Here is a 22,010-nt window from a genome sequence, read left to right on the forward strand (position 1 = left end):
TATTTTCACCGCCCTTCACACGATTGAAGTGGGAGTATCCTTGCCGTTTTTGGATGAAAGTAACTCATTTCACCTGCAATTTTTTTAGATTTGATCATTTTTAATTGTGAATTCGACCTATAAAACAAGTAGCTGCTCTCACTACAGCTACTTGTCAAAAACGATTTATGCATTATCTCTCATTTCTTCAAATTCTAGGTCTTCTTCATCTTTTCCTAGGTATTCTCTGTCTTTTCGAGCGTTAAAGCGTTCAGCTTTTTCCAATTTCACAGCGACATTGTAGCTTGGTATTTTTGCGTGCTCTTCATACACGCCTTTCGGTAACAAAAAGTTTCCTTCTGGAAAATAGACTTCTAAATTGCCTTTGGCGATATCGATAAACTTCGCACGCCCTTGAAAAACGCCATGTTGGTTATAAACGACGACTTGTTCACCTTCTGTGATACTCAGTTTTTTCGCATCTTCTTCGTTCATGAGGACGTCGAAGCGTTCAGCGGCATTAACAGGATCGGTTTCATTATAGACCATTGAATTAAATTGCTTTCCGCGTCTCGTTGTCACGTAGAAATCGCCCGTACTTTTGTTTAAATCAGGGATTTCAACTGGAATCAAACGTCCTTTTCCATCAGAGGTTGGGAATACACCATCTTCACATAGCCAAGCCCCTCCCCATTGGAAGACATCACCTTGTTCTTTTAAATGTTGAATGCCGTCATAGTTCGGATTAGCGACTGCGATTTCATCACGTATATCTTGTGCGTTTTTAAAGTCAATCAAGTGAGAAGACTCCGGCTTGACCCGTTTGGCAAGATCAACATAGATCTTCCATTCTGTTCGGGCTTCTTCGACTTGCTGGCTATTCCCGTCAATTTTAGGAGAGTAGTAGACCATTCTTTCCGTAGATGTCGATGTTCCTCCTCCTTCTTGTTCATAACGAGTTTTCGCAGGGAGAACAATGACCGCTTCCTTTGCATCCACTAACGTTGATGTATTAAAGATAATGTCTTGATGAACACGGATATCTAATTCAGATAGTGCCTTTTCAACGAAATTCGGATCTGGCATCGTTTCAAGGAAATTACCACCTGATAGATAATAAAGTTTAACCTTGCGTTCATGATCGTCTGGGAGGAGGATGTTTTCAAGTGTGACTCCTAATACATCTCCTTGCCACTTCGGAAGGTCAAATTCCCATAGCTTTTCAATTCGCTCAATGTTGGACTGTTCGAAATCGCCGCCAGGAAGGACGAATGGATCTGCTCCCATCTCACCGCTGCCTTGGACACTAGAGTGGCCACGAATCGGTATCACTCCGCAGTTTTCTCTTCCGATAAACCCTCTTAATAACGCAAGATTTGCAACTTGTGAAATGTTATCAGAGGCAAATGTATGCATCGTTAACCCTAATGACCAAACGAAAATACCCGATTGGCTATGAGCAAGCAGCTCCGCTAATTCAATGATCCGTTCCTGGCTAACCCCTGATGACTCTACAATTTGGTCCCATGTTTGTTTCTCGACATTTGCTTTTAACTCCTCAAAACCGTTCACATGCTCTTGAACAAAACCATGATCAATCGCTGATCCAGGTTCAGCTTCCTCCATAGCCAACCAATGCTTCATTATTCCGTGCATAAAGGCAATATCTCCACCGATATTCACTTGATAAAAGTCATCGGCAAGCTTTGTTCCGAACAAAGCCGATTCTGCCACTGACGGAATCCAATACTTTTCCATCGTCGGCTCTCTGTAAGGGTTAATACCAATGATTTTTGCTCCTCTTCGTTTAGCTGCATACATGTACTTAGTTGATACCGGTTGGTTATTGGCAGCGACAGAACCCCAGAAGACAATCACATCGGAGCCGATCCAATCTTTATAGCTACAGCTCGATGCACCGAACCCTAGCGAACGCTTTAACGCCGTTTTTGATGGTGAATGGCAAATGCGAGAGGCATTATCGATATGGTTTGTCCCTAAATAACGAGCCACCTTGGCTGCAACATAATAGGATTCATTGGTAATTCCTCGCGACGTTAAGAAAAAGCTATATTGCTTCGGGTCTAATTGCTTCATCTTATCAGCAACCATATCCATCGCTTCATCCCAGTCAATGCGAGAAAACTTTCTTTCTCCAGGCCTGCGAATCAATGGGTAAGGAATACGCCCTAACTCACGAAGCTCAGCACTCGAATATTTACGCAACTCATCAATATCCGCATGAACGACTTCAGGCTTCATCGCAGGCATTGTGTTCAAACGCAAGACATTTAATCGCGTTGTACAAATATGCGGACCTGCAAGCGTTTGGTCATAAAGGCCAGATACACCGAGGGCGCACCCGTCACACACTCCTTTCGTTAAAATCTTTGATGCATAGGATAAATTATCTTTATTATTCCAGACCACTTTCATCGTATCGCGAATGTGCTTTGGCTTTACTTTTCCTAGACCAAAAGGCACTTTACTCACCCAATGTTTAGGCATCGGTTTTTTATTTAATTTAATCGGTCCTGTATGTTTTGTGTTCCCCATTTCATTCACTCCCTTAAAAACAAAAATCCACCGTACTTCTTTCTTGCAACGAAGAAAAGAGATCACGGTGGTTAGTCATCAGCAGGATCGCTACTTTGTACCAAACCTATTTATTTTGGTTCGAAAATTTCTGTTCAATGTCTTGATCAAATACAAAAATAGACATTCCAAAATCACGTTCTATATTAATATCAACAAAGAGCTCGATAAACCTACTTTGTAAGAACTCTTCCATTTCAACTGGGGGGTGTTGCTTATATATATCCTTGACCATTTCCGTTCGAGCTGATCGCAGCATTTGCTTACCATCAGACGTGCTCGCGATGAATTTTTCAACAGGAGACAAGTTCCCTTCCATTTCACATATCGCCCAATTTTTGCAAAAAGTTGTGGTAATTTTGCTCGGACCTTTTCCCATGTGCTGTTTTCGAAATGTACGAACAATATTACTAAACTCTGCTTCATATTTATTCATCTGCCCTTGTCCATCCTTTTCTTTCGTAGTCTAAAATGGTCATTTGAATGCGCTTACCTCATGTGACACATAAAACCGATGACAGGATCGCTATCTCGTATCTTAAATGTCTAACTATTTTGACTATTATATAAATTTTACTTGTTTTTGTTTTTAATTTCAATATCTATGTATGATGTATATCTTTTTCAAGATTAAAAGCTTGTTATTCAACTGCTAGAAGTTTAAGATTTAGTTAATTCTGAAAATTATACTGTGTGGGTAGTTTGTAAAGCTATACGATAATAGAGGTGAAGGATATGACTCAAAAAATTAGTTTAAAACGACCGATTGTTCAGTATAGTGATAATCAATTTCAAAGTGTTGAGGACGAAATCGCAACCGAATTTCCGTTAACGATTTATGTGAATAATGATGAGTTTGCAACCATCGTATGTACCCCTACTTTTATAAAAGAAATGGTCATTGGGTTTCTGGCTTCAGAAGGAATTATACGCTTTCTAAGTGATATAAAAAACATCAACATCAATGAGAAACGCGGATTGGCCTATGTCAATTTGTATGCTTCCCAAATCACCAATCAACACTATTACGCGAAACGTTTCATTGGTTCGTGTTGCGGAAAAAGCAGGCAGTTTTACTTTTACAATGATACAAAAACAGCGAAAACATCGAAATCAACAACGACAATTACACCACAGCAATGCATATCGTTAATGAGACAGTTACAAGAAAAAAGTAACGTTTTCAAAAAAACGGGTGGGGTTCATAATGCGGCATTATCAACGCCAAGTGAAATGATTGTCACACACACCGACATCGGTCGGCACAATGCTTTAGATAAACTCTATGGCCATTGCCTTCTAAATCAAATCCCTGTACGAGATAAAATCTTAACCTTTAGTGGTAGAATTTCTTCAGAAGTATTAACGAAAGCAGCAAAAATTGGCGTTGGGATCATCTTATCAAAATCCGCACCAACCGACTTGGCGATCAAATTAGCTGATGACCTCAATATTACCGCTGTCGGATTTATCCGGGGGAACTCTTTCAACGTCTATTCACATTCATATCGAATTGTTGAATCCACCTTGTAAAGGTGGACATTTTTTTCCTTCCTGCAATCATTCCGCTAATTTGATGAATTTTTTTACTGTTTCTCCTACATCGTGTAGGTATAAAAATTTTCAGAATAATATTAATATTTAATTATCTAACCAAGTACTACTCATTTATTCACTGATAATCACTGGAGGGAAAAGTATGACGATAAATCAAGTTGGAGTTGTAGGATCAGGAACAATGGGAGGAGCGATTGCTCATGTAGCTGCCATTTCTGGCTATGAGGTTGTTCTATGTGATGTTGATCAAGCATTTTTAGAGCGTGCCATCAGTCGTATGGAAGCGTTTATGAATAAATCAATTGAAAAAGGAAAAATGTCTAGTGATCAAAAGGCAGACATTTTAAACCGAATTACATGCACGACGAACTTACAAGACTTTCATCAATCACAAGTTGTGATTGAAGCGATTATCGAGGACCTAGAAGCTAAGAAAGATATCTTTAAGCAGCTTGATGAAATTTTGCCGTCTAATTCTATCATTGCATCTAACACGTCATCCATGTCAATCACTGATCTAGCCGCTGTAACGAATCGACCTGAACAAGTAGCTGGCATGCATTTCTTTAATCCGCCTCAAATTATGAAACTAGTTGAAGTTGTCAGAGGATATAGCACTAGTGACCAAACCGTCGAACAGCTAAAAGATTTATCTCAAAAATTAGGAAAAGAGCCGATCGAAGTTAAAAAGGATACCCCAGGATTTATTGTGAACCGTATTATGATTCCACAATTTATTGAAGCCGTTCGTTTAGTTGAAGAAGGAGTCGCAACACCTGAGGATATCGATAAGGCGGTAACACTTGGTCTGAATTATCCAATGGGGCCATTTACATTGCAAGATTATGCGGGGGTCGATATCGGTTTACACGTCATGGATTATTTTTACGATGAATTTAAAGACAACCGCTTTGCTGCACCACTCACTCTTCGCAATTTAGTTCGTGCAGGTCGTGTTGGTAAAAAGGCTGGTGCCGGTTGGTTCGATTACAATAAATAGGAATAGGAGGATGCGAAAAATGAGTATGGAAACATTGCAATACGTTGTAGGCGAAAACCATGTTGCGACGGTGTATTTAAATCGCCCACCTTATAACCCTCTGAACAGACAACTTTTTAAAGAGCTCGGTTTCATTATGGATGAAATTGAACAAGACCCCAACGTAAAAGCTGTCATCATTACGGGTAACGGTGGTGCTTTTGCAGCTGGTGCAGATATTCACGATATGATGAAATTGAACGGCTCTGAAATATTAGATATGTGTCAGCTGTCACGAACAGCTCTAGATAAAGTTGAATCTCTTTCAAAACCCGTGATTGCAGCGGTGAATGGTCTTGCCCTTGGCGGCGGATGCGAACTCACATTGGCTTGTGACTTTAGAATTTGTTCAAATAATACAAAGTTTGGTTTACCAGAAATTAACCTCGGCATTATCCCAGGTGGTGGTGGTACACAACGCTTGCAACGACTCATCGGTCAAGCCAAAGCAAAAGAACTCCTCTACTTTGGAGAAACGATTGATGCAGAGCAAGCGCTAGCAGCTGGACTTGTTAGTAAAATCGTTGAATTGGATCAGTTACTTCCTGAAGCAGAACAATGGGCGCAAAAATTGGCCGATAAATCAACAGTTGCCATGCGTATGATGAAGAAATCGGTAAATAGCGGATCTAGCGCTGATTTACATACAGCCTTAGACCTTGAAACGGCTTGTTTTGGAAATGCGTTTGCCAGTGAAGATCGACAAGAAGGTATGAATTCATTTATTGAAAAACGAAAGCCACAATTTGTAGGTCGATAAGGAGGATTATCATGAAAAACAATGATATTTTGGTCATCGAAGGTGCACGAACAGCCTTTACTGAATTCGGAGGTTCATTTCGTAATGTGAGCGCTATAGACCTAGCAACAACGAGTAGCAAAGAAGCATTGAAAAAATCAGGTGTTGAGGCTGAGGAAGTCGACAATGTCGTGATTGGAAATGTGATTCAATCTAGCTCGGATGCCATTTATACAGGTCGACACGTCGGCTTAAAAGCTGGGGTCCCACAGAACGTCCCTGGTCTGACTGTGAATCGCTTATGCGGGTCTGGACTACAAGCCATTGTGAATGCAGCACAATCAATCAAATTAGGTGAATCATCCGTTGCTATTGCTGGTGGTACTGAAAATATGAGCCAAGTCCCACATGTCATTCGCGGAGCACGTTGGGGGGTTCCATTAGGCAAAGCACCGATGGAAGACTATTTATGGGAAGCACTATATGATCCTTATGGCGACTGCACAATGGCCTTAACAGCTGAAAATCTAGCAGAAAAATACGGCATTTCAAGAGAGGAAATTGATGAGTTTGCCGTTAACAGTCATCAAAGAGCAATTGATGCGATTGAAGGTGGACGATTTTCAGAAGAGATTGTTCCGTATACGATCAAAAAACGAAAAAAGGACATCGTCATTGATCAAGATGAACACCCACGTCAAACAACAGCTGAATCATTAGCGAAATTACCTGCCCGGTTTAAAAAGGATGGCGTCGTTACTGCAGGAAATGCCAGTGGTATTAACGATGGGGCAGCTTCCTTAATTGTCACATCGTCCGATTACGCACAACAACGAAACTTAAAACCGGTGGCTAGACTCGTCTCTTGGGCAGTTGTCGGCGTAGATCCTCAATATATGGGAATCGGGCCAGCTCCAGCCATTCAAAAAGCGTTAGCGAATGCTGATTTATCCGTCGAGGATTTAGATTTAATTGAAATCAACGAAGCATTTGCTGCTCAATACCTCGCTTGTCAAAAAGAGCTTGGCTTTAATCCTGAAATCGGAAATGTTAACGGTGGTGCCGTTGCGTTAGGTCACCCACTTGGAGCAAGTGGAGCAAGAATCTCGCTTTCTCTTATTTATGAACTACGCCGTAGAAACAAGCGATACGGGGCTTCGGCATTATGCATCGGAGGCGGGCAAGGAATCGCAGCCATTTGGGAGTGTTTGTAATCTATTCATAGATAAATTGAACAGACCTGTTCACGAACTAGTTCGTACCTATTTTTTATAAGTTTAATTTTTGTAAAATTCAGTAAAATACGGAGGTCGTTTATGAATAACAAAGATCCGCAAAGTATTACCCAACTATTTGAAAGCGCTTCCTCTAGAGGGCCTACGAAAGAAATCGTGTTTGATCAATATCAGCGAATGACTTATCAGGATGTTTGGAATGATTCACTTACCCTAGCCGCAGCACTTCGTGAACAAAATGTCTCTAAAGGAGATAAAGTCGCCGTTTGTTTGCCGAACTGGAATGAATTCGTCGTTATTTATATGGCCATCGCTCACTTAGGCGCTATTATGGTTCCATTTAATACAAGATATAAATCAGAAGAAGTCGAATACATCCTTAACAATTCAGGAGCTAAAGTCGCCTTCTTTACAAAAGAATTTAGTGGTGTAAATCATTTCGAGCAATTCAAACAAGCTAGTCAAACGTGCGAACAACTCGAGAAATTATTTACGGTACGCTTCAAAGATAATGATCATTTATCTTACGAAGATTTATTAACCACCGGACAAAATAAAACGTTCTCTCCTGTCGCTATCGATCCAAAGGAAGATGTATTTACGATTCTATATACATCAGGATCAACAGGTGCACCAAAAGGGGCTATGCTTACCCACGCTAATGTCGTCAGCACGGCCGTCATTACGGCTGAGGAAATGAAATGTACATCAGATGATGTTTTTCTAGTAGCTGTCCCCGTTTTTCACGTGTTTGGGATGGTTCCAAGCATCTTAACGACGATCGCCTCTGGCGCAAGAATGGTATTCATGGATCAATACAAAGCGAAGGAAGCACTAAAAATTATCGAAGATGAAGGTATTACGATCAAACATGGCGTACCTACTATGTTTGTACTCGAGTTAAACCATCCTGAATTCAAGAATTATAATTTATCAACATTACGCACGGGTTTAATTGCGGCTGCTCCATGCCCTGTTGAGGTTGTCAAACGAATTCGCTCTGATATGGGTTGTAATATTATTGTCGCTTACGGATTGAGTGAAACCTCCCCTACATTAACGATGACTAGCTTCAATGATAATGACCTAGTGCGTTCGGAAACAGTCGGAAAAGCACTCCCTGGTGCAGAAATAAAGATCGTCAACGAACAACGAGAAGAGGTCAACGTAGGAGAAGTTGGTGAACTCGCTTGTCGTAGCTTTGGTGTTATGAAAGGCTATTACAATATGCCTGAGAAAACGAAAGAAGCCCTTGATAACGATGGTTGGTTCTATTCTGGTGATCTAGCAACCATGGATAATCACGGTTATATCCGTATTGTTGGACGTAAGAAAGAAATGATTATCCGCGGCGGTTACAACATTTATCCACGAGAAGTAGAAGAAGTGTTTTACACTCACCCGAATGTCATGGAAGTAGCCATTGTCGGTCTACCTGATACCGTCCTTGGAGAAATATCGTGTGCATGTATCAAGCTAAAAGCTGAGGATGATACCGATGAAAAGAGCTTGCTAGACTTTATAAAAACAAAGGTTGCCGATTACAAGGTCCCTGACAAAGTCTTGGTCGTAGATGAGTTCCCTATGACGGCAAGCGGTAAAATTAAAAAGATAGAACTCCAAAAACAATTGAAAGAAAAATTAACAACTGAATTACGTTAATAGCTACTACTAAAAAAGGAGCTAGCAAAACATGAGCAAACAATCTATAACATACCAACAAAGCGAGCATATCCCTCGTCACACAGATTGGAAACCCTTACGGATCGAAGGCATCTCAATGAAAAACCTCCATCAATTTGAGGAAGGTGGTAGTACGGTCCTTATCAAGATGGAACCAAATAGTTCATTCCCCCTTCATAACCACGAAGCAGAAGAAGAAGTCTATGTCGTTGAAGGAGAAGTAAAAGTAGGTAAATATCATTTAGAACAAGGAGATTATCTATTTACATCACCAGAAACGATTCATGCGCCATTCTCCCGTAAGGGGTGCATTCTTCTAGCAACAACCCGAAAGCCATTAAAATTTTTAAATAAAAAAGAAGATCAATCACGTTAGTACATGATCTTCCGTTTATAGAGGTGGGTAATATGAATTTTCATTTATCAGAAGAACAATTAGCGATTCAATCATTAGCACGAGATTTTGCCACAAATGAAATTGCACCCTTTGCTAGAACATACGACGAGGAAGAATCGTTCCCGATAGATATTATGCAAAAGTTATATGAAAATGGCTTGGCTAACTTAGCCATTCCGGAACAATATGGAGGTCCTGGCATCGATAAGGTCTCCCACTCCTTAATCGTTGAAGAAATAGCGAAGGCATGCGCAGGGGTGGCTACAAGTCTTGAAGCAAACTCACTATCATCATATCCGATCCTTATCGGTGGCAGCGATGACCTCAAACGCAAATACTTAACTCGACTGACTGAGGAAGGGAAATTTGCATCCTTTGCTTTGACGGAACCGAATGCAGGAAGCGATGTGAGTTCCTTATCAACGACGATAAAAAAAGCCGGAGATGAGTATATCCTTGATGGAGAGAAATGCTTTATCACCAATGCTAGTTACGCTGACTTCTTTGTCGTGCTAGCTGTTCAAAAAGATGAAGATCAAAAAAAATCATTCACAGCGTTAATCGTTGACCGCGATTCTCCTGGGGTGACGATTGGTGAAAAAGAGAAAAAGATGGGTCTACGTGCCTCTGATACATCATCTGTTATTTTTGAAGAAGTCAGAGTACCGGTTAGCAACCGTTTAGGAGCTGAAGGTGACGGTTTTAAAATCTTTATGAAAGCATTGATGAGCGCGCGTCCGATGGTCGGATCACAAGCAGTTGGCATCGCCCAAGGGGCTTATGAAGCGGCGTTAGCTTACGCCAAAGAACGGAAACAATTTGGAAAACCGATTACTCAGTTCCAATCACTACAATTTATGCTTGCTGATATGGCAATGACGATTGAAGCTTCTCGATTGCTTGTACAAAAAGCTGTATACCTTTTACAAGAAGGCACCCCTTCTCTTACTCATGCTTCATTCGCGAAATGCTATGCTTCTGATACGGCAATGAAGGTCGCAACGGATGCTGTGCAAATTTTTGGCGGATATGGGTTCATACGCGAATATCCAGTTGAAAAATACTTACGAGACGCTAAAATTATGCAAATCTATGAAGGAACCAATCAAATTCAACGTGTCGTCATCGCTAAGGAAATCCTTTCATAACAAACATCCAATAGAGAGAAAAAAGCAGATCCAAGAACATTTTTTAAACATAAATTCTGAAAATTAAAATAACGGAGGTGGTTTTATGGCTTTTTACAAGCGTAAAGACGGAGAAGAGCATCCGCATTGGCCGCTGGGGCCGTTTCAAATTCGCTTACCATTTATTCATTACCGCTTAGAGACACCAGAAATTATTCAAGGAATTGTTTTGTTTGCCATCGGCCTAACCGTCATCCCTCTTTTAGAAAACTATGTTGGGTTCTCTTACGAGGCAGCATTAGCCGTTGCCACGATTTACCTTCTCACAATGCTTATTCCACCTCTGATGGGGGTACCGTTTGTCCCTGGGTTTATTACAGCTGCTATTCCACTTGTCATTATCTTCCTCGGTAATTTTGAACCAGGTCCCGAGGCTGTAAGGGCTCTGATCGGCTTACAACTATCAGTCGCTGTCATTTTCCTCTTGCTTGGAATTACTGGTTTAGGGAAAATGATTGTGACCAAACTACCCAACTCGTTAAAATCTGGGATCTTAATAGGTGCTGGTATCGCAGCGATACTAGGAGAAATTGAAGCAGGAGGTCGACTTGCAACAACTCCGATTTCATTAATTATCGGAACATTAGTATGCTTCTACCTTATGTTCTCTAATTCATTTCAACAACTATATAACAAAGGTAGAATTGCGAAGGTTATCGCTAACTTTGGAATCATGCCTGCCATAATCGTCGCGATTATCATCGGTTGGGCATCAAGAGAATACCAGACACCTACGATTGAATGGGGATTTGTCATTCCAAATTTTCCAGAGCTGTGGAATTATACCCCATTTGTTGTCGGACTACCTGATCTAAACATTATTTTACTAGCGATTCCAACCGCTCTCATCGCTTATATTATCGCTTATGGTGATATCGTTGTGGGAACGTCCTTGTTGGATCGAGCATCAGAAAAACGGAACGATGAAAAGGTTCCCGTAAGTATTAGTAATTTACACACGCTAACGTTTTTTAGAAACTTTGTTCACGCTTTATTCGCACCACACCCAGGGTTAGCCGGACCGATCTTTACAGCAGGTACAGCTTCCGTGATGGAGCGGTATAAATACGGACGAAAAGCGATGGATTCAATCCATTCTGGCACGAATTCATTACTGATTGCCATGTTTATTTCAACGATTACACTGCCACTAGTGACACTTTTTCAACCTGTATTACCAATCGCATTATCATTAACATTAATTTTAACTGGGTATCTATGTATTTCGATCGGTATTGATCAAGTAAAAACGCCTGCTGAACGAGGTGTAGCGGGAGTCATGGCCATTGTCTTGTTTGCATATGGAGCCGCACATGCACTGATCGTTGGTCTGATCCTCTACTTCTTAATCCAGAAAAAATCTAATGATAAACAGGAAGATCAAAGTTTTGATGAAAACATTGAAAAAACCGGGTAACTATCATTTTCAAAAAACCTTGAAGAAGCTTCAAGGTTTTTTGAAGGTGAATAACATGAGATCACGAACAAATAAATGATATAATATTATGAATGTTTTAAATATTTCTTATGTTTTAAACTTGCAAAAGTAAGTGAGGGATCGTATGACTTCAATCACAAAACAAGAAAAACTTAAACAAAGAATCGATTATCATTTAAGAGAAGTAACTAGACAGTTAGTGAAATTCGATACGGTCGAAGAAACATTAAACTTTTTATTAGAATCCTTTGCGCTTGAATTCACCTGCGATTTAGTTGCCGTTATCTTAAAGGAAGGTGACATTTTAACACCAAAAGTTTGGATAGGTGAAGATTATAATATCAAAGATACACTCACTCTTCCACTTGACCGTTGTTCTCCAAATCTCTTACAGGATGCCTTATGGTGGCCAAATGATAAGGAAGACAACAGTGAGTGTCAATTTAGTCGCTCCTTAGAAAATGAGGAGATCTCGACGTGGTTTACGGTTCCTTTGAAAGAAAATAACCATAGCTTTGGTTTTTGTCTCATTTGCTTTCGTAAGTTTGTCCCTTTGGTACTAGAGGCTGAAAAAATATTTGAGGAATTTGGTCGTGATGTTGCCGTTGCGATGGAGTTAGCTCGTAAGAAAGAAAAACAAAAAAAGAAAATAAAAGGGATCGAATGGTTAAGAGAAAATATTTTTCCAGGATCTTCAATTGAACAAATGATTGAAAAGATTGTTGAACGCGCTGGTAAAGGAACGAAAGCAAAAGGAGCCTGTATCTTTTTATATGATGAGAACAATAATCGCTTCAGTTTCCATCAACCAGCGTATGGATCGATTGAACCCCCTAAGAGCATTGTAATTGATTCAAGAAAATCAATGAAGAATTATTTCCCCTCTTTAGAAACCGCTGGAGGGTGCGAGTTAACGGTACCTTTGGTTGTTAACTTAAAAACCATTGGTGTTCTACATGTTTGCGGAAAAGACGATGGAACCTTTACTGAAGAGGATCTCGAGCTTTTAAACTTTTTAGCCTCTCATGTTTCCACACAAATTGAGAATGCTCGTATGTATAAACTTGAATCAGAAAGTAAAACACGAATGAAAAGTATCATTATTCATCATCAAGAACTATCTCAAAAAATGGTGGAAGGAAAAAGTATTAATGAACTAACTGAAACGATAAGCTCTCTGTTGCAGAGTTCGATCTATTTATTGGATCGATTTTTACGTCCCATTTCCTACTATCCACAAGAAGAGGACAAGGACCTCCACTCCCTAATTATCAATCGTCTATCCATCCATAAGGATCAAATCCTTGCGCTAAAAACCGATGAATTATGGATCGGAGAAGATAAACTCGAACTCGGCATTTGGCCAGTTATTAGTAGCGGTGATGTCCTTGGTTATTTAGCCATCGTTACGAATCAAAAGAAGTTTGACCAGATTCACCGTTTAACGTTAGACTATGTACTTAATATATATGCGATTGAATTTATGAAGGAAAAACTAATCTTGGAAACCAAAGAACAAGTAAAAGAGAGCTTTATTAATCAATTATTTGCTCCGAGTATCGATGATTACGATAAAATCATCCAATATGCGAATTTAATAAATTGGAATTTATTTGATCGACATCGAATTACCGTACTTACGATTGTGAATAATCAAGACGTTGAGATTGACCTAGTTGAATTGGAACGAAAAAAAGCATTCATCTGGGATAAGATCAAAACAAACATGTCCAATTTTGATCCAGGAACGATATTTACTCGTAAAGGAAATGAATTTATTTTTATCTCTCATGTTCAAAACGAAAAGGCTGATGTAAATAACTATTGGTCAAATGTTTATCGACGGATTAAACAAATCGTTAAAAAAGAGGATGATCTTTTTGACGTCTATATGGGGGTTGGTGGAATTACGGAATTGATTGACGAATATTACCCCTGCTATAAGAAAGCATCGAAAGCAACTAATGTCGTCTATCATCGTTTTTCAACTTTAGGTTTTGCTTTGTACGATGATTTGGGGTCCTATGCAATTTTGCATAGTATCAATGATCAAGATACGGTTTACGACTTCGTCAATGAATATTTAACCCCCCTATTGAATTATGCAGATGGTCAAGGAGCAGATTTATTCCTTACGCTTAAAACCTATTTAGACCGCAATGGCAGTATAAAAGAAACATCAGAAGCTCTGTTTATTCACCGCAGTACGTTGCAATATCGCCTTGAGAAAATTCGTGAAGTGCTAAAAGTAGATCTAGATGATGCCGATGTTCGTTTTAATTTAATGATGGCTTATCGGTTATATAGCCTGTCCGATAAACCTCAAAAACTTGACAGAGGATCACCTCCCTCCTTTAATTATCAGAAAAGTTGAAATAGTTAACCTTTTATTGTACATTATGTTTATAACAACTAAAATTTTTATAGCATAATATTAAGAACGATCTTACCAAAGGTACGAATGCTTCTATGCTTACTCAAGATAAAGGACGTGTTACAAATGTATCAAGTAATTGAAACAGAAAATAGTAAAGTTTACTCAATTTCCGCACCAATGCCATATTTGCGAACGATCAACTTCTTTTTAATACAAAAAGATAATTACCTATGTTTGATCGATGCCGGTATTGATAATGAAAGTTGTTGGGATCAATTAGTAACGACTTTATCCAGTCATGGGCTGAAGGTGACCGATATTACTCATATTCTTCTAACCCATCATCATCATGATCATGTGGGGCTAGTCAATCGGATTACTGAAAACCACCCTATCCCTGTTTATGCCCACCATCAATCCATTCCGCGTTTACACCGAGATGATGATTTTTTGAAGATAAGAGTTAAATTTTTTGAGCAACTATATCATGAGATGGGCTGCGGTCAACAAGGAGAAAAGCAAGTCCAGCATATCGATAACGCTCGTAAAAAAAATACCCATTTGAAAGTAAACACAGATATTTTACCGCTAAACCATTTAGATGACATATTAGACTTTCAAGTGCTCGAAGTGCTAGGTCACGCCCCAGATCAAATCGCCTTTTATCACCCTGATAAAAAATGGCTATTTGCCGGAGATCATCTCATCGAACATATCTCAAGCAATGCCATCGTTGAACCAGACCAAAATGGACAGCGAAAACAAACATTAATAGAATATATTGAGTCATTGAAAACCTGTTTGAATCTAGATGTGTCAACAGTGTTTACAGGACATGGTGAGCATATCAAAAACCATAAAGAATTAATACAAAAACGTTTAACAAGAATTGATGAAAAGTCAGAACAAATACTCAACCTCATCAAACAAGGCCATTCAACTGGGAGTGAAATTGCCCAAACGTTTTACGGTGATAAATATAAAAGCCAATTTTCACTCGTCATGTCTGAAATTATCGGTCAACTCGATTATTTAGAATCTAAAAATAAAGTGGAAAAGGTCCTCAAAGAGGGCATTTGGCAGTATCATTGCTAAAATGCTTCAGATAGGAGTGCCGATGATCCGGTTACTCCTATTTTTTGTGTTTATGCCGATACGCTACTCCCATCCAAGAAATAATTAACAATCACAATGAAACGACGCCACCCCCATATACAGGTGAACTGCACCGAAAGTTCTAAGTGAAAGGGAGGATGGACAATATGAGTAAACAAACAACAACGCTTACGTACGTAGAAATAGATAACCTGATTGAATCAATCGATAAGGACTCTTTTAAAGATATTAAATGGAAGACCTTTACCGAAGAAGAAATAGAATCTTTGTTGAAAACTTCCTAACAAAACAAGGTAAAGAATCTATCATTTCACTATAAAAGTAATAGACTTACCCCTTCTCCGCTGCTAGTTTTCGCGCTCGTAACTGCTCCATCAGCTGATCAAAACGCTCTTTTTCTTCCTTCAATGACTGATTGTTTTCAGCAATATTGATTCTTATTCCAATAATAAAGTACATATCCGTACTTCCCTTGCTCTTGGTTTACATAAAAAACCCCTTTAAGAATAAAGGGGTTATAATAGTTCAAATCTAACATTTTTTATTCTAAATAACTATGATCAGTAAGGGGGAAATAATAGTCACTTAAAAACTAATGAAATCTAAATACCCTATGTACTTTCTATTAGTGCACCACTTGATCAAACGGTAAGAAGCATTTTATTACATAAAGTTTGTAGGTGCCCAAAGAGAAATGGCAGGGATAAAGGCAATTACAATTGCCGCAATAATCAGAATCATTAAAAATGGTACACTATGTTTAATAAACTCCTCTACTTTTGTACCAGTTATAGAGCATGTCGTATACATAATGGTTCCCAATGGAGGCGTTATAGTCCCTAGGCTAACACAAATGATAAAGAAAATTCCAAATTGAACAGGGTCAATACCATATTCTAATAACATTGGCATAAATAAAGGAGTCAAAATAATAATTGATACGTTTCCTTCTATAAACATTCCTACAACCATTAAAAATACAAGTACGATAATAAAAAACATAAATGGTGAGGAAATATATTCAGTGATAAAAAGCGTCATTTTCTGTGGCACTTGCTCTAAAGTTAATACCCAAGCAAATGCTGATCCAGCAGCAATGATGATTAAAATTGACGCTGCAGTATGTACAGTTTCAACAAGAGCCTTAACTAATTGACCAAACTTCATTTCACGGTAGATGACTAAACCAAGGATTAGTGCGTAAACAACAGCAATCGCCCCAGCCTCAGTAGCACTAAATATCCCAAAACGTATTCCTCCAATAATAATAACAGGTAAAAGTAACGCTAGCACTGCATCTTTAAGTGCATAAAAGAACTCTTTTGCTGTTACCTTTTCACTTTTTTCAGTTTCAAGGTTATGTTTTTTCGCATAGAAATGAACATATATCATAAAAATCAAACACAGAGTAATCCCTGGCAAAATCCCTGCTAAAAACAATTGCCCAATCGAAACGTTACCAACATACCCATACATAATTAAAGCAATTCCTGGTGGAATAATTGGTGTAATTAAAGCTGTTGATGCAGTAAGAACAGTGGCAAAAGATCGGGAATACCCCTTTTTCTCCATTTCTGGAACTAATACTTTTGACTGCATAGCTGCATCAGCAATATTAGATCCAGACAAACCACCCATTAATGTACTAAGAACAACATTAACCTGAGCCATCGACCCAGGAAGAGGTCTGGTAATAATTTCTGCAAATCGTAACATTCTTGTTGTAATCCCAGTGTAGTTCATTAGTATACCTGCTGTAACAAAAAAGATGATCGCTAGTAAAGGAACAGATTCTATTCCCCCTATCATCCTTTGAATGAGGACCATAAATGAAAAAGTGTCAACGAATATAAAATAAGAAGCTGTACTAATTATTAAAGCAAATGCAATTGGTACATTCAGAAGAAATAAAATGAGTAATACAGACAATACGAGAGCGAGAGCCATCTTAAGATCCCCCTTCCTGCCCAGGCTTCTGTTTAAAGGATCTAACCAAAACCCTGGTAAATTGAATGGCTGTTAAAAGGCCTCCTAATGGTACAGCAATATTAATGAATTGATAACTGATACCAAGTACAGGTGTTACTTTGCTGGTAGCCTGTGCCGTTAACTCAGAGCCAAGGAAAATAAATATATAAATAAGAACAAAATAAATGGCTGCGGCACGAATAATTGAGCAAGTGATACGCAAAGGCTCTGGCATCTTATTCACAAAATAATCAACGCCTACATGACTATCCCGCTTCATTGCTGAGCTAATTCCTATAAAGACTAACCAAATAAATAACCCTATAGCAATTTCCTCAGCCCACGCGATCGGATTATTTAATACAAACCGAAAAAATACATTAGAACCGGTTAGTAAAATGATTACTGCAAGTGCGACAGTCGCAATTACATCATCAATAGCGTTAAACCACTTCATAATCATTATTTTTCCCCCTAACCAACAATAATGATAGTACACCTTACCTCCTTTCCTCTTAGATTGAAGAGTAAGGTAAATTCATATGGAGAGAATAGTGCGCATCGTACTTAAGTACATGCGCACTATTCCATGTGATAATCTTTCCCTTTTTGTCCATCTACATTTTCTATGTAATGAACACAATTTTCTTTAGAAAGTATTTAGTGTTAACGATGTTCAAGTAACTCTTGGATTTCTTCATAAAGTCCTGGTGTCCAATTAGGGAATTCTTCATAAACCCCTTGTACACTCTCTCTAAATGGATCAATGTCTACTTCATAGAATTCTACACCTAGCTCTTCAAATTCTGCTAAAACTTCTTCGTTTTGTTCTTCTAATACTTGTTTTCCATATTCTCCAGCCTCAATCCCAGTATCTCTAAGAGTTTGTACAACATCTTCTGGTAATGAATCAATAAAGGATGTACCACCAACCCAAGAAATAATAAACTTTTGATGTCCTGTAAAAGAAAGGTGTTGAGAAACCTCATGCGCCTTTACGCCTTGAAGTACTGAAAGTGGATTTTCTGCCCCATCTATTAAACCTTGCTGAAGTGAAGTGTATAAATCTCCTAGTGGAGTTGGTGTTGCAGCTGCTCCCATTGCTTCAAATGTAGCAATTGACATTTGGTTGTTTGGCACACGGATTTTCATACCATTTAAATCTTCAGGTGATAATACCTTTTCATTTGTTAAAAGGTGCCGCTCTCCGTAAACTGTGTTTGCAATAATATCAAGACCTTCTCCATTAAGATCACTTCGTAATCCCTCGAACCAATCAGTGGTTGTTAAATATAATAAGTCATCCATGCTTTCCACTAAGTAAGGTGCCGTTAAGATCCCTGCATCTGGTACATAATCCATTAAGAAATCATATCCAGCTAATACGATGACGTTATTCCCCATTGTAGCTTGTTCAATAACATCCTTTTCAGAACCTAATTGTGAACTTGGATAAAGATTTAATTCAATTTGTCCATTGCTTTCTTCTTCAACGAGTTCTTTCCACTTTTGAGCAAACTTATCAATTGGCTCATCAGGTTGGTTTCCATAAGCAACATTAATTTCAATTGTTTCTCCTTCTGATGCTCCCTCAGACTCGCCTCCTGTTGATGAAGTATCTGTTGTACTAGAGTCTGACGAACAAGCTGTAGTAATCATAATTAACATCATAACTACGGCTACAGGTAACAATTTAAGTACTTTTTTCATTACGATAACCCCTCTCCATTTAATTTTTATGTTAAGTAGAGATAGTTAGAAAACGCTTACAATACAAGCCACTTAAACTATCCCTACTAAAAACTGAACTAGAATGTTGGACCAATTCTCCAAATACCAAAGTCATGTTGCTTAAGAATTTCTGCTTTTGTAAGCTTTCCAGAGCTAACTAAGGAAATCTCATCTAAAATTCTTTTTCCCACATCTTGTACGTTTTCTTTACCGTCAATGATTGTTCCCGCATCAAGGTCGATATTTTCACTCATTCTTTCAAACATTGGCGTATTCGTAGAAATTTTGATAACTGGTGCAATTGGTGATCCTGTAGGTGTTCCTCTTCCACTTGTAAATAGTACAACTTGAGCGCCACCTGCAACCATCCCTGTTAATTGTTCAATGTCATGACCTGGCGTATCCATCCAAACCAATCCTTTTTCCGTTGGTTCTTCAGCGTAATCAACAAGTTCATTTAGCGTACTTTTTCCAGCTTTATTTGCAGCTCCTAAAGATTTTTCTTCGAGTGAGCTTAATCCGCCTTCAATATTTCCTGGACTTGGGTTACCTGTTCTAATATCTACTCCCATTTGGATAGAACGGTTTTCCATTGCTTCTATGACTTCATAAACACGCTTGGCTACTTTATCATTTTTAGCCCGATTAGCAAGTAAATGCTCTGCTCCAATTAATTCCGTTGTTTCAGCTAAAATCGCTGTTCCACCTTTTTCAACGATCATATCACTTACTGCTCCAACTGCAGGATTTGCAGATAATCCAGAACATGCATCAGACCCACCACATTCAGTCCCAATAATTAATTCGTTAAAATCACACCATTCTTTCATTTGGGCCGAAGCTTCTTGAACGAGCTCAGAGGCAGCTTGGGCTCCTTCAGCTATAGCTGTTAATGTCCCTCCATGGTCTTGAATAGAAACTGTTCTTACAGGTTTTCCAGTCTTAGCAATTTCCTCAGCTACACTTCTTGCTTGGTGAGTTTCACACCCTAAACCCAAAACGACCACACCATAGACATTTGGGTTTTTCCCCATTCCTGCATACGTTCTGAACGTCTGCTCATAATCCACACCCACTTGTGCACATCCATGTTGATGAATAAAACTAACTGTACCCTGTACAAGTTCAGTGATTCGCTGTGCTGTTTGTGTGGCACATGTAATGGTTGGTAAGATTAAAACATGATTACGTACCCCGACTTTTCCGTTTGCTCGACGATATCCTAAAAATTTTCCTTCCTTATTAATCTGTAGCAATTTTATCCCCCCGTCCTCTAGTTCCTTCAAGATTATGAACATGAATATGTTCGCCTTCTTTAATATCACGTACAGACCTTCCGATAACTTCTCCATACTTAACAATATTTTCGCCCTGTTTAATATCATGGACTGCAAATTTATGACCGAAAGAAATTGTATCTTGCATGAGTATTTGTTTCGATGAGCCATCAGGTAAATTCACTGTTACTTCTGCATTAGCAGGGATCTCTTGCAAAGCAACTGCCACGCTATCAACTGTTCTCATAACAATTGTTCGATATGTCTCTTCACTCAATTTAATTCACCCTCCCGAATTTCTTAGCGTAACTATAAACTCTTAAAGTCTAGTTCTATTGTAGTGTGATAGCATGGTAGGACCACTATAGAACTGATTATTTATCAAGGGGATTCTTAAAGGTTCGGTTGCTCTACTAACTAAGTTTGTTTAATTTTAAAATTAAAGCGCTTTCCTAAAGGTGTGTGGTAGTACCAGTATAGTTATAGTACCATAAGAATTTTCTTTCTTCAACAAATTTTCACACTATTTTAATTTAGCATACTACTCATCACTCATATTTAAATAAAAATTTCTACACTATACCTGTTAAGCATATGGACATCTATTTTTATAATTAAATTAAAATTAAGATAAAATATTTTCTTTTGATATGCTTTTGTGGTATTTTGGTGGTACCACAATTCATTTGTAAAACATCAAAAAGGGGGTGGTTATATGGTGAAAATAAATCCAATTAAAAGAATGACAGTCACTGAGCAAGTGATGGAACAAGTGGCTTCTTGGATAACATCAAATCAATTAAAACCTGGAGATAAATTGCCAAATGAACGATTGTTAGCTGAAGAGTTTGGAGTAAATCGAGGAAGAATACGTGAATCTTTGCGAGCTTTATCCCTGATTGGTCTCATTACAATTAAGCCCGGAGAAGGAAGCTTTGTTAGTAAACATGAATCTCCAATCCCCTCTGAGACAATTATTTGGATGTATTACAATGAAATAAACAATTTAGAAGAAGTATATGCTGCACGAAAGCTAATCGAGTCTGAGATTTACTTCGAAGCATCTCAGAACATGTCAAAAGAAGAGATCGAAGTACTTGAGAAAATATTAGGTCAGTTAAAAGAGTTATCTGTCAAAGATAAAAATACACAAGCATTTCAGGAACTCCTTGATGAATTTGATTTACACATGGGATTTTGTAGTAGTAATAAAATATATAGTAAGTTAATGCAAACGATTGTATATCTTCGCCATGAGACGATGTTAAAGCTTCTGAATGTACCTGGGGCTTGGGAAAACAGTATTCACTGCCGAACGATGTTGGTAAAAGCGATTAAAGACCACGATAATGAAACAGTAAAAAAAGCTATTGAGCTTAATTTCACAAATGCTAAAAAGTTTTATGGAAAAGTTAATTAAATTGGCAATCAGTGAGGAAAGAGTGACCATCCACCCCATTTATACAAAATGTAAGCACCATTTCGATGGTATTTATGTTGGGTATCGGTTGAATAGCTCTGCCCCCTCTAATCTCATAATTCCGTAAAACAGGTTCTAAGTCAAATGTTGGGGTAGGCTATGTGCCTACTCCCTATCCTATATGACTTTGAATTGCTTTCCATTGATGATGGAGTAAAACCCTCATCCGAAAACGATCATACCTGCGGAACCCAAATGCATTACGCTTAATC

The 22,010-nt window shown here is 38.5% G+C and carries 20 protein-coding genes; 12 read left to right on the forward strand and 8 right to left on the reverse strand.

All coding sequences use genetic code 11. From position 1 onward, the window contains the following. Positions 1 to 165 precede the first annotated feature (165 nt). Positions 166 to 2,535 carry an FdhF/YdeP family oxidoreductase gene (locus KH400_RS16890; RefSeq protein ID WP_217226569.1) on the reverse strand — a complete coding sequence of 790 codons (2,370 nt, stop codon included), beginning with the start codon at positions 2,533 to 2,535 and terminating at the stop codon, positions 166 to 168. A 106-nt stretch (positions 2,536 to 2,641) separates the two neighbouring features. Then, entirely contained in the window at positions 2,642 to 3,010 is a 369-nt protein-coding gene (locus KH400_RS16895) for a Na-translocating system protein MpsC family protein (RefSeq protein WP_217226570.1), read from the reverse strand. 299 nt (positions 3,011 to 3,309) lie between these two features. Here KH400_RS16895 and fdhD point away from each other — a divergent pair, with 299 nt between their 5' ends. The 11 genes from fdhD to KH400_RS16950 all read left to right on the forward strand — a co-directional run bounded on the left by fdhD (position 3,310) and on the right by KH400_RS16950 (position 15,626). Continuing rightward, entirely contained in the window at positions 3,310 to 4,107 is a 798-nt protein-coding gene (gene fdhD / locus KH400_RS16900) for a formate dehydrogenase accessory sulfurtransferase FdhD (protein ID WP_217226573.1), read from the forward strand. Positions 4,108 to 4,273: 166 nt separating this feature from the next. Further along, positions 4,274 to 5,131, forward strand: coding sequence for a 3-hydroxyacyl-CoA dehydrogenase family protein (locus KH400_RS16905; RefSeq protein WP_217226575.1), 858 nt, complete (start codon positions 4,274 to 4,276; stop codon positions 5,129 to 5,131). A 19-nt stretch (positions 5,132 to 5,150) separates the two neighbouring features. Continuing rightward, the gene (locus tag KH400_RS16910; RefSeq protein ID WP_217226577.1) at positions 5,151 to 5,930 is read left to right on the forward strand and encodes an enoyl-CoA hydratase/isomerase family protein; all 780 of its coding nucleotides are present in this window, start codon (positions 5,151 to 5,153) and stop codon (positions 5,928 to 5,930) included. 11 nt (positions 5,931 to 5,941) lie between these two features. Next, positions 5,942 to 7,123, forward strand: a complete 1,182-nt coding sequence (locus KH400_RS16915) for an acetyl-CoA C-acetyltransferase (RefSeq protein WP_217226579.1) — start codon at positions 5,942 to 5,944, stop codon at positions 7,121 to 7,123. A 102-nt stretch (positions 7,124 to 7,225) separates the two neighbouring features. Next, positions 7,226 to 8,806 (forward strand): class I adenylate-forming enzyme family protein, encoded by a 1,581-nt coding sequence (locus tag KH400_RS16920; RefSeq protein ID WP_217226581.1) that lies wholly within the window; start codon positions 7,226 to 7,228, stop codon positions 8,804 to 8,806. Between the two features lie 31 nt (positions 8,807 to 8,837). Continuing rightward, positions 8,838 to 9,203, forward strand: coding sequence for a cupin domain-containing protein (locus KH400_RS16925; protein WP_217226583.1), 366 nt, complete (start codon positions 8,838 to 8,840; stop codon positions 9,201 to 9,203). Between the two features lie 32 nt (positions 9,204 to 9,235). Further along, entirely contained in the window at positions 9,236 to 10,372 is a 1,137-nt protein-coding gene (locus KH400_RS16930) for an acyl-CoA dehydrogenase family protein (protein ID WP_217226585.1), read from the forward strand. An 85-nt stretch (positions 10,373 to 10,457) separates the two neighbouring features. After that, positions 10,458 to 11,828 (forward strand): solute carrier family 23 protein, encoded by a 1,371-nt coding sequence (locus KH400_RS16935; RefSeq protein ID WP_217226587.1) that lies wholly within the window; start codon positions 10,458 to 10,460, stop codon positions 11,826 to 11,828. Between the two features lie 145 nt (positions 11,829 to 11,973). Then, on the forward strand, positions 11,974 to 14,223 hold the full coding sequence (locus tag KH400_RS16940; protein WP_217226589.1) for a helix-turn-helix domain-containing protein: 2,250 nt from the start codon (positions 11,974 to 11,976) through the stop codon (positions 14,221 to 14,223). 126 nt (positions 14,224 to 14,349) lie between these two features. Next, entirely contained in the window at positions 14,350 to 15,321 is a 972-nt protein-coding gene (locus tag KH400_RS16945; RefSeq protein WP_217226592.1) for an MBL fold metallo-hydrolase, read from the forward strand. Between the two features lie 167 nt (positions 15,322 to 15,488). Then, entirely contained in the window at positions 15,489 to 15,626 is a 138-nt protein-coding gene (locus tag KH400_RS16950; protein ID WP_217226594.1) for a hypothetical protein, read from the forward strand. 46 nt (positions 15,627 to 15,672) lie between these two features. Here KH400_RS16950 and KH400_RS25350 read toward each other — a convergent pair whose 3' ends face one another. The 6 genes from KH400_RS25350 to KH400_RS16975 form a co-directional block, all read right to left on the reverse strand. Further along, positions 15,673 to 15,801 (reverse strand): hypothetical protein, encoded by a 129-nt coding sequence (locus KH400_RS25350; RefSeq protein WP_281418739.1) that lies wholly within the window; start codon positions 15,799 to 15,801, stop codon positions 15,673 to 15,675. A 204-nt stretch (positions 15,802 to 16,005) separates the two neighbouring features. Beyond that, positions 16,006 to 17,289, reverse strand: a complete 1,284-nt coding sequence (locus KH400_RS16955) for a TRAP transporter large permease (protein WP_217226596.1) — start codon at positions 17,287 to 17,289, stop codon at positions 16,006 to 16,008. Position 17,290: 1 nt separating this feature from the next. Further along, complete coding sequence (locus KH400_RS16960; protein WP_217226598.1) at positions 17,291 to 17,773, reverse strand: TRAP transporter small permease; 483 nt, start codon at positions 17,771 to 17,773, stop codon at positions 17,291 to 17,293. 203 nt (positions 17,774 to 17,976) lie between these two features. After that, the gene (locus KH400_RS16965) at positions 17,977 to 19,020 is read right to left on the reverse strand and encodes a C4-dicarboxylate TRAP transporter substrate-binding protein (protein ID WP_217226600.1); all 1,044 of its coding nucleotides are present in this window, start codon (positions 19,018 to 19,020) and stop codon (positions 17,977 to 17,979) included. Between the two features lie 98 nt (positions 19,021 to 19,118). Continuing rightward, positions 19,119 to 20,297: a UxaA family hydrolase gene (locus tag KH400_RS16970; protein WP_246589754.1), complete on the reverse strand. Its 1,179-nt coding sequence runs from the start codon at positions 20,295 to 20,297 to the stop codon at positions 19,119 to 19,121. Continuing rightward, positions 20,284 to 20,595: a UxaA family hydrolase gene (locus tag KH400_RS16975; protein WP_246589756.1), complete on the reverse strand. Its 312-nt coding sequence runs from the start codon at positions 20,593 to 20,595 to the stop codon at positions 20,284 to 20,286. Before KH400_RS16975 ends, KH400_RS16970 begins: the two co-directional genes overlap by 14 nt. A 438-nt stretch (positions 20,596 to 21,033) precedes the next feature. Here KH400_RS16975 and KH400_RS16980 point away from each other — a divergent pair, with 438 nt between their 5' ends. Beyond that, entirely contained in the window at positions 21,034 to 21,738 is a 705-nt protein-coding gene (locus KH400_RS16980) for a FadR/GntR family transcriptional regulator (protein ID WP_246589767.1), read from the forward strand. Positions 21,739 to 22,010 lie beyond the last annotated feature (272 nt).

Origin of the sequence: Desertibacillus haloalkaliphilus, from assembly GCF_019039105.1 — a bacterium.
GTDB lineage: Bacteria > Bacillota > Bacilli > Bacillales > KJ1-10-99 > Desertibacillus > Desertibacillus haloalkaliphilus.

What these genes read in the sequence shown, in the direction of transcription:
- KH400_RS25350 (WP_281418739.1), bottom strand. Translation starts at nt 15,801, where the DNA reads ATGTACTTTATTATTGGAATAAGAATCAATATTGCTGAAAACAATCAG.
- KH400_RS16920 (WP_217226581.1), top strand. Translation starts at nt 7,226, where the DNA reads ATGAATAACAAAGATCCGCAAAGTATTACCCAACTATTTGAAAGCGCT.
- KH400_RS16925 (WP_217226583.1), top strand. Translation starts at nt 8,838, where the DNA reads ATGAGCAAACAATCTATAACATACCAACAAAGCGAGCATATCCCTCGT.
- KH400_RS16890 (WP_217226569.1), bottom strand. Translation starts at nt 2,535, where the DNA reads ATGGGGAACACAAAACATACAGGACCGATTAAATTAAATAAAAAACCG.
- fdhD (WP_217226573.1), top strand. Translation starts at nt 3,310, where the DNA reads ATGACTCAAAAAATTAGTTTAAAACGACCGATTGTTCAGTATAGTGAT.
- KH400_RS16945 (WP_217226592.1), top strand. Translation starts at nt 14,350, where the DNA reads ATGTATCAAGTAATTGAAACAGAAAATAGTAAAGTTTACTCAATTTCC.
- KH400_RS16980 (WP_246589767.1), top strand. Translation starts at nt 21,034, where the DNA reads ATGGTGAAAATAAATCCAATTAAAAGAATGACAGTCACTGAGCAAGTG.
- KH400_RS16935 (WP_217226587.1), top strand. Translation starts at nt 10,458, where the DNA reads ATGGCTTTTTACAAGCGTAAAGACGGAGAAGAGCATCCGCATTGGCCG.
- KH400_RS16895 (WP_217226570.1), bottom strand. Translation starts at nt 3,010, where the DNA reads ATGAATAAATATGAAGCAGAGTTTAGTAATATTGTTCGTACATTTCGA.
- KH400_RS16905 (WP_217226575.1), top strand. Translation starts at nt 4,274, where the DNA reads ATGACGATAAATCAAGTTGGAGTTGTAGGATCAGGAACAATGGGAGGA.
- KH400_RS16950 (WP_217226594.1), top strand. Translation starts at nt 15,489, where the DNA reads ATGAGTAAACAAACAACAACGCTTACGTACGTAGAAATAGATAACCTG.
- KH400_RS16940 (WP_217226589.1), top strand. Translation starts at nt 11,974, where the DNA reads ATGACTTCAATCACAAAACAAGAAAAACTTAAACAAAGAATCGATTAT.
- KH400_RS16910 (WP_217226577.1), top strand. Translation starts at nt 5,151, where the DNA reads ATGAGTATGGAAACATTGCAATACGTTGTAGGCGAAAACCATGTTGCG.
- KH400_RS16955 (WP_217226596.1), bottom strand. Translation starts at nt 17,289, where the DNA reads ATGGCTCTCGCTCTCGTATTGTCTGTATTACTCATTTTATTTCTTCTG.
- KH400_RS16960 (WP_217226598.1), bottom strand. Translation starts at nt 17,773, where the DNA reads ATGATTATGAAGTGGTTTAACGCTATTGATGATGTAATTGCGACTGTC.
- KH400_RS16915 (WP_217226579.1), top strand. Translation starts at nt 5,942, where the DNA reads ATGAAAAACAATGATATTTTGGTCATCGAAGGTGCACGAACAGCCTTT.
- KH400_RS16930 (WP_217226585.1), top strand. Translation starts at nt 9,236, where the DNA reads ATGAATTTTCATTTATCAGAAGAACAATTAGCGATTCAATCATTAGCA.
- KH400_RS16965 (WP_217226600.1), bottom strand. Translation starts at nt 19,020, where the DNA reads ATGAAAAAAGTACTTAAATTGTTACCTGTAGCCGTAGTTATGATGTTA.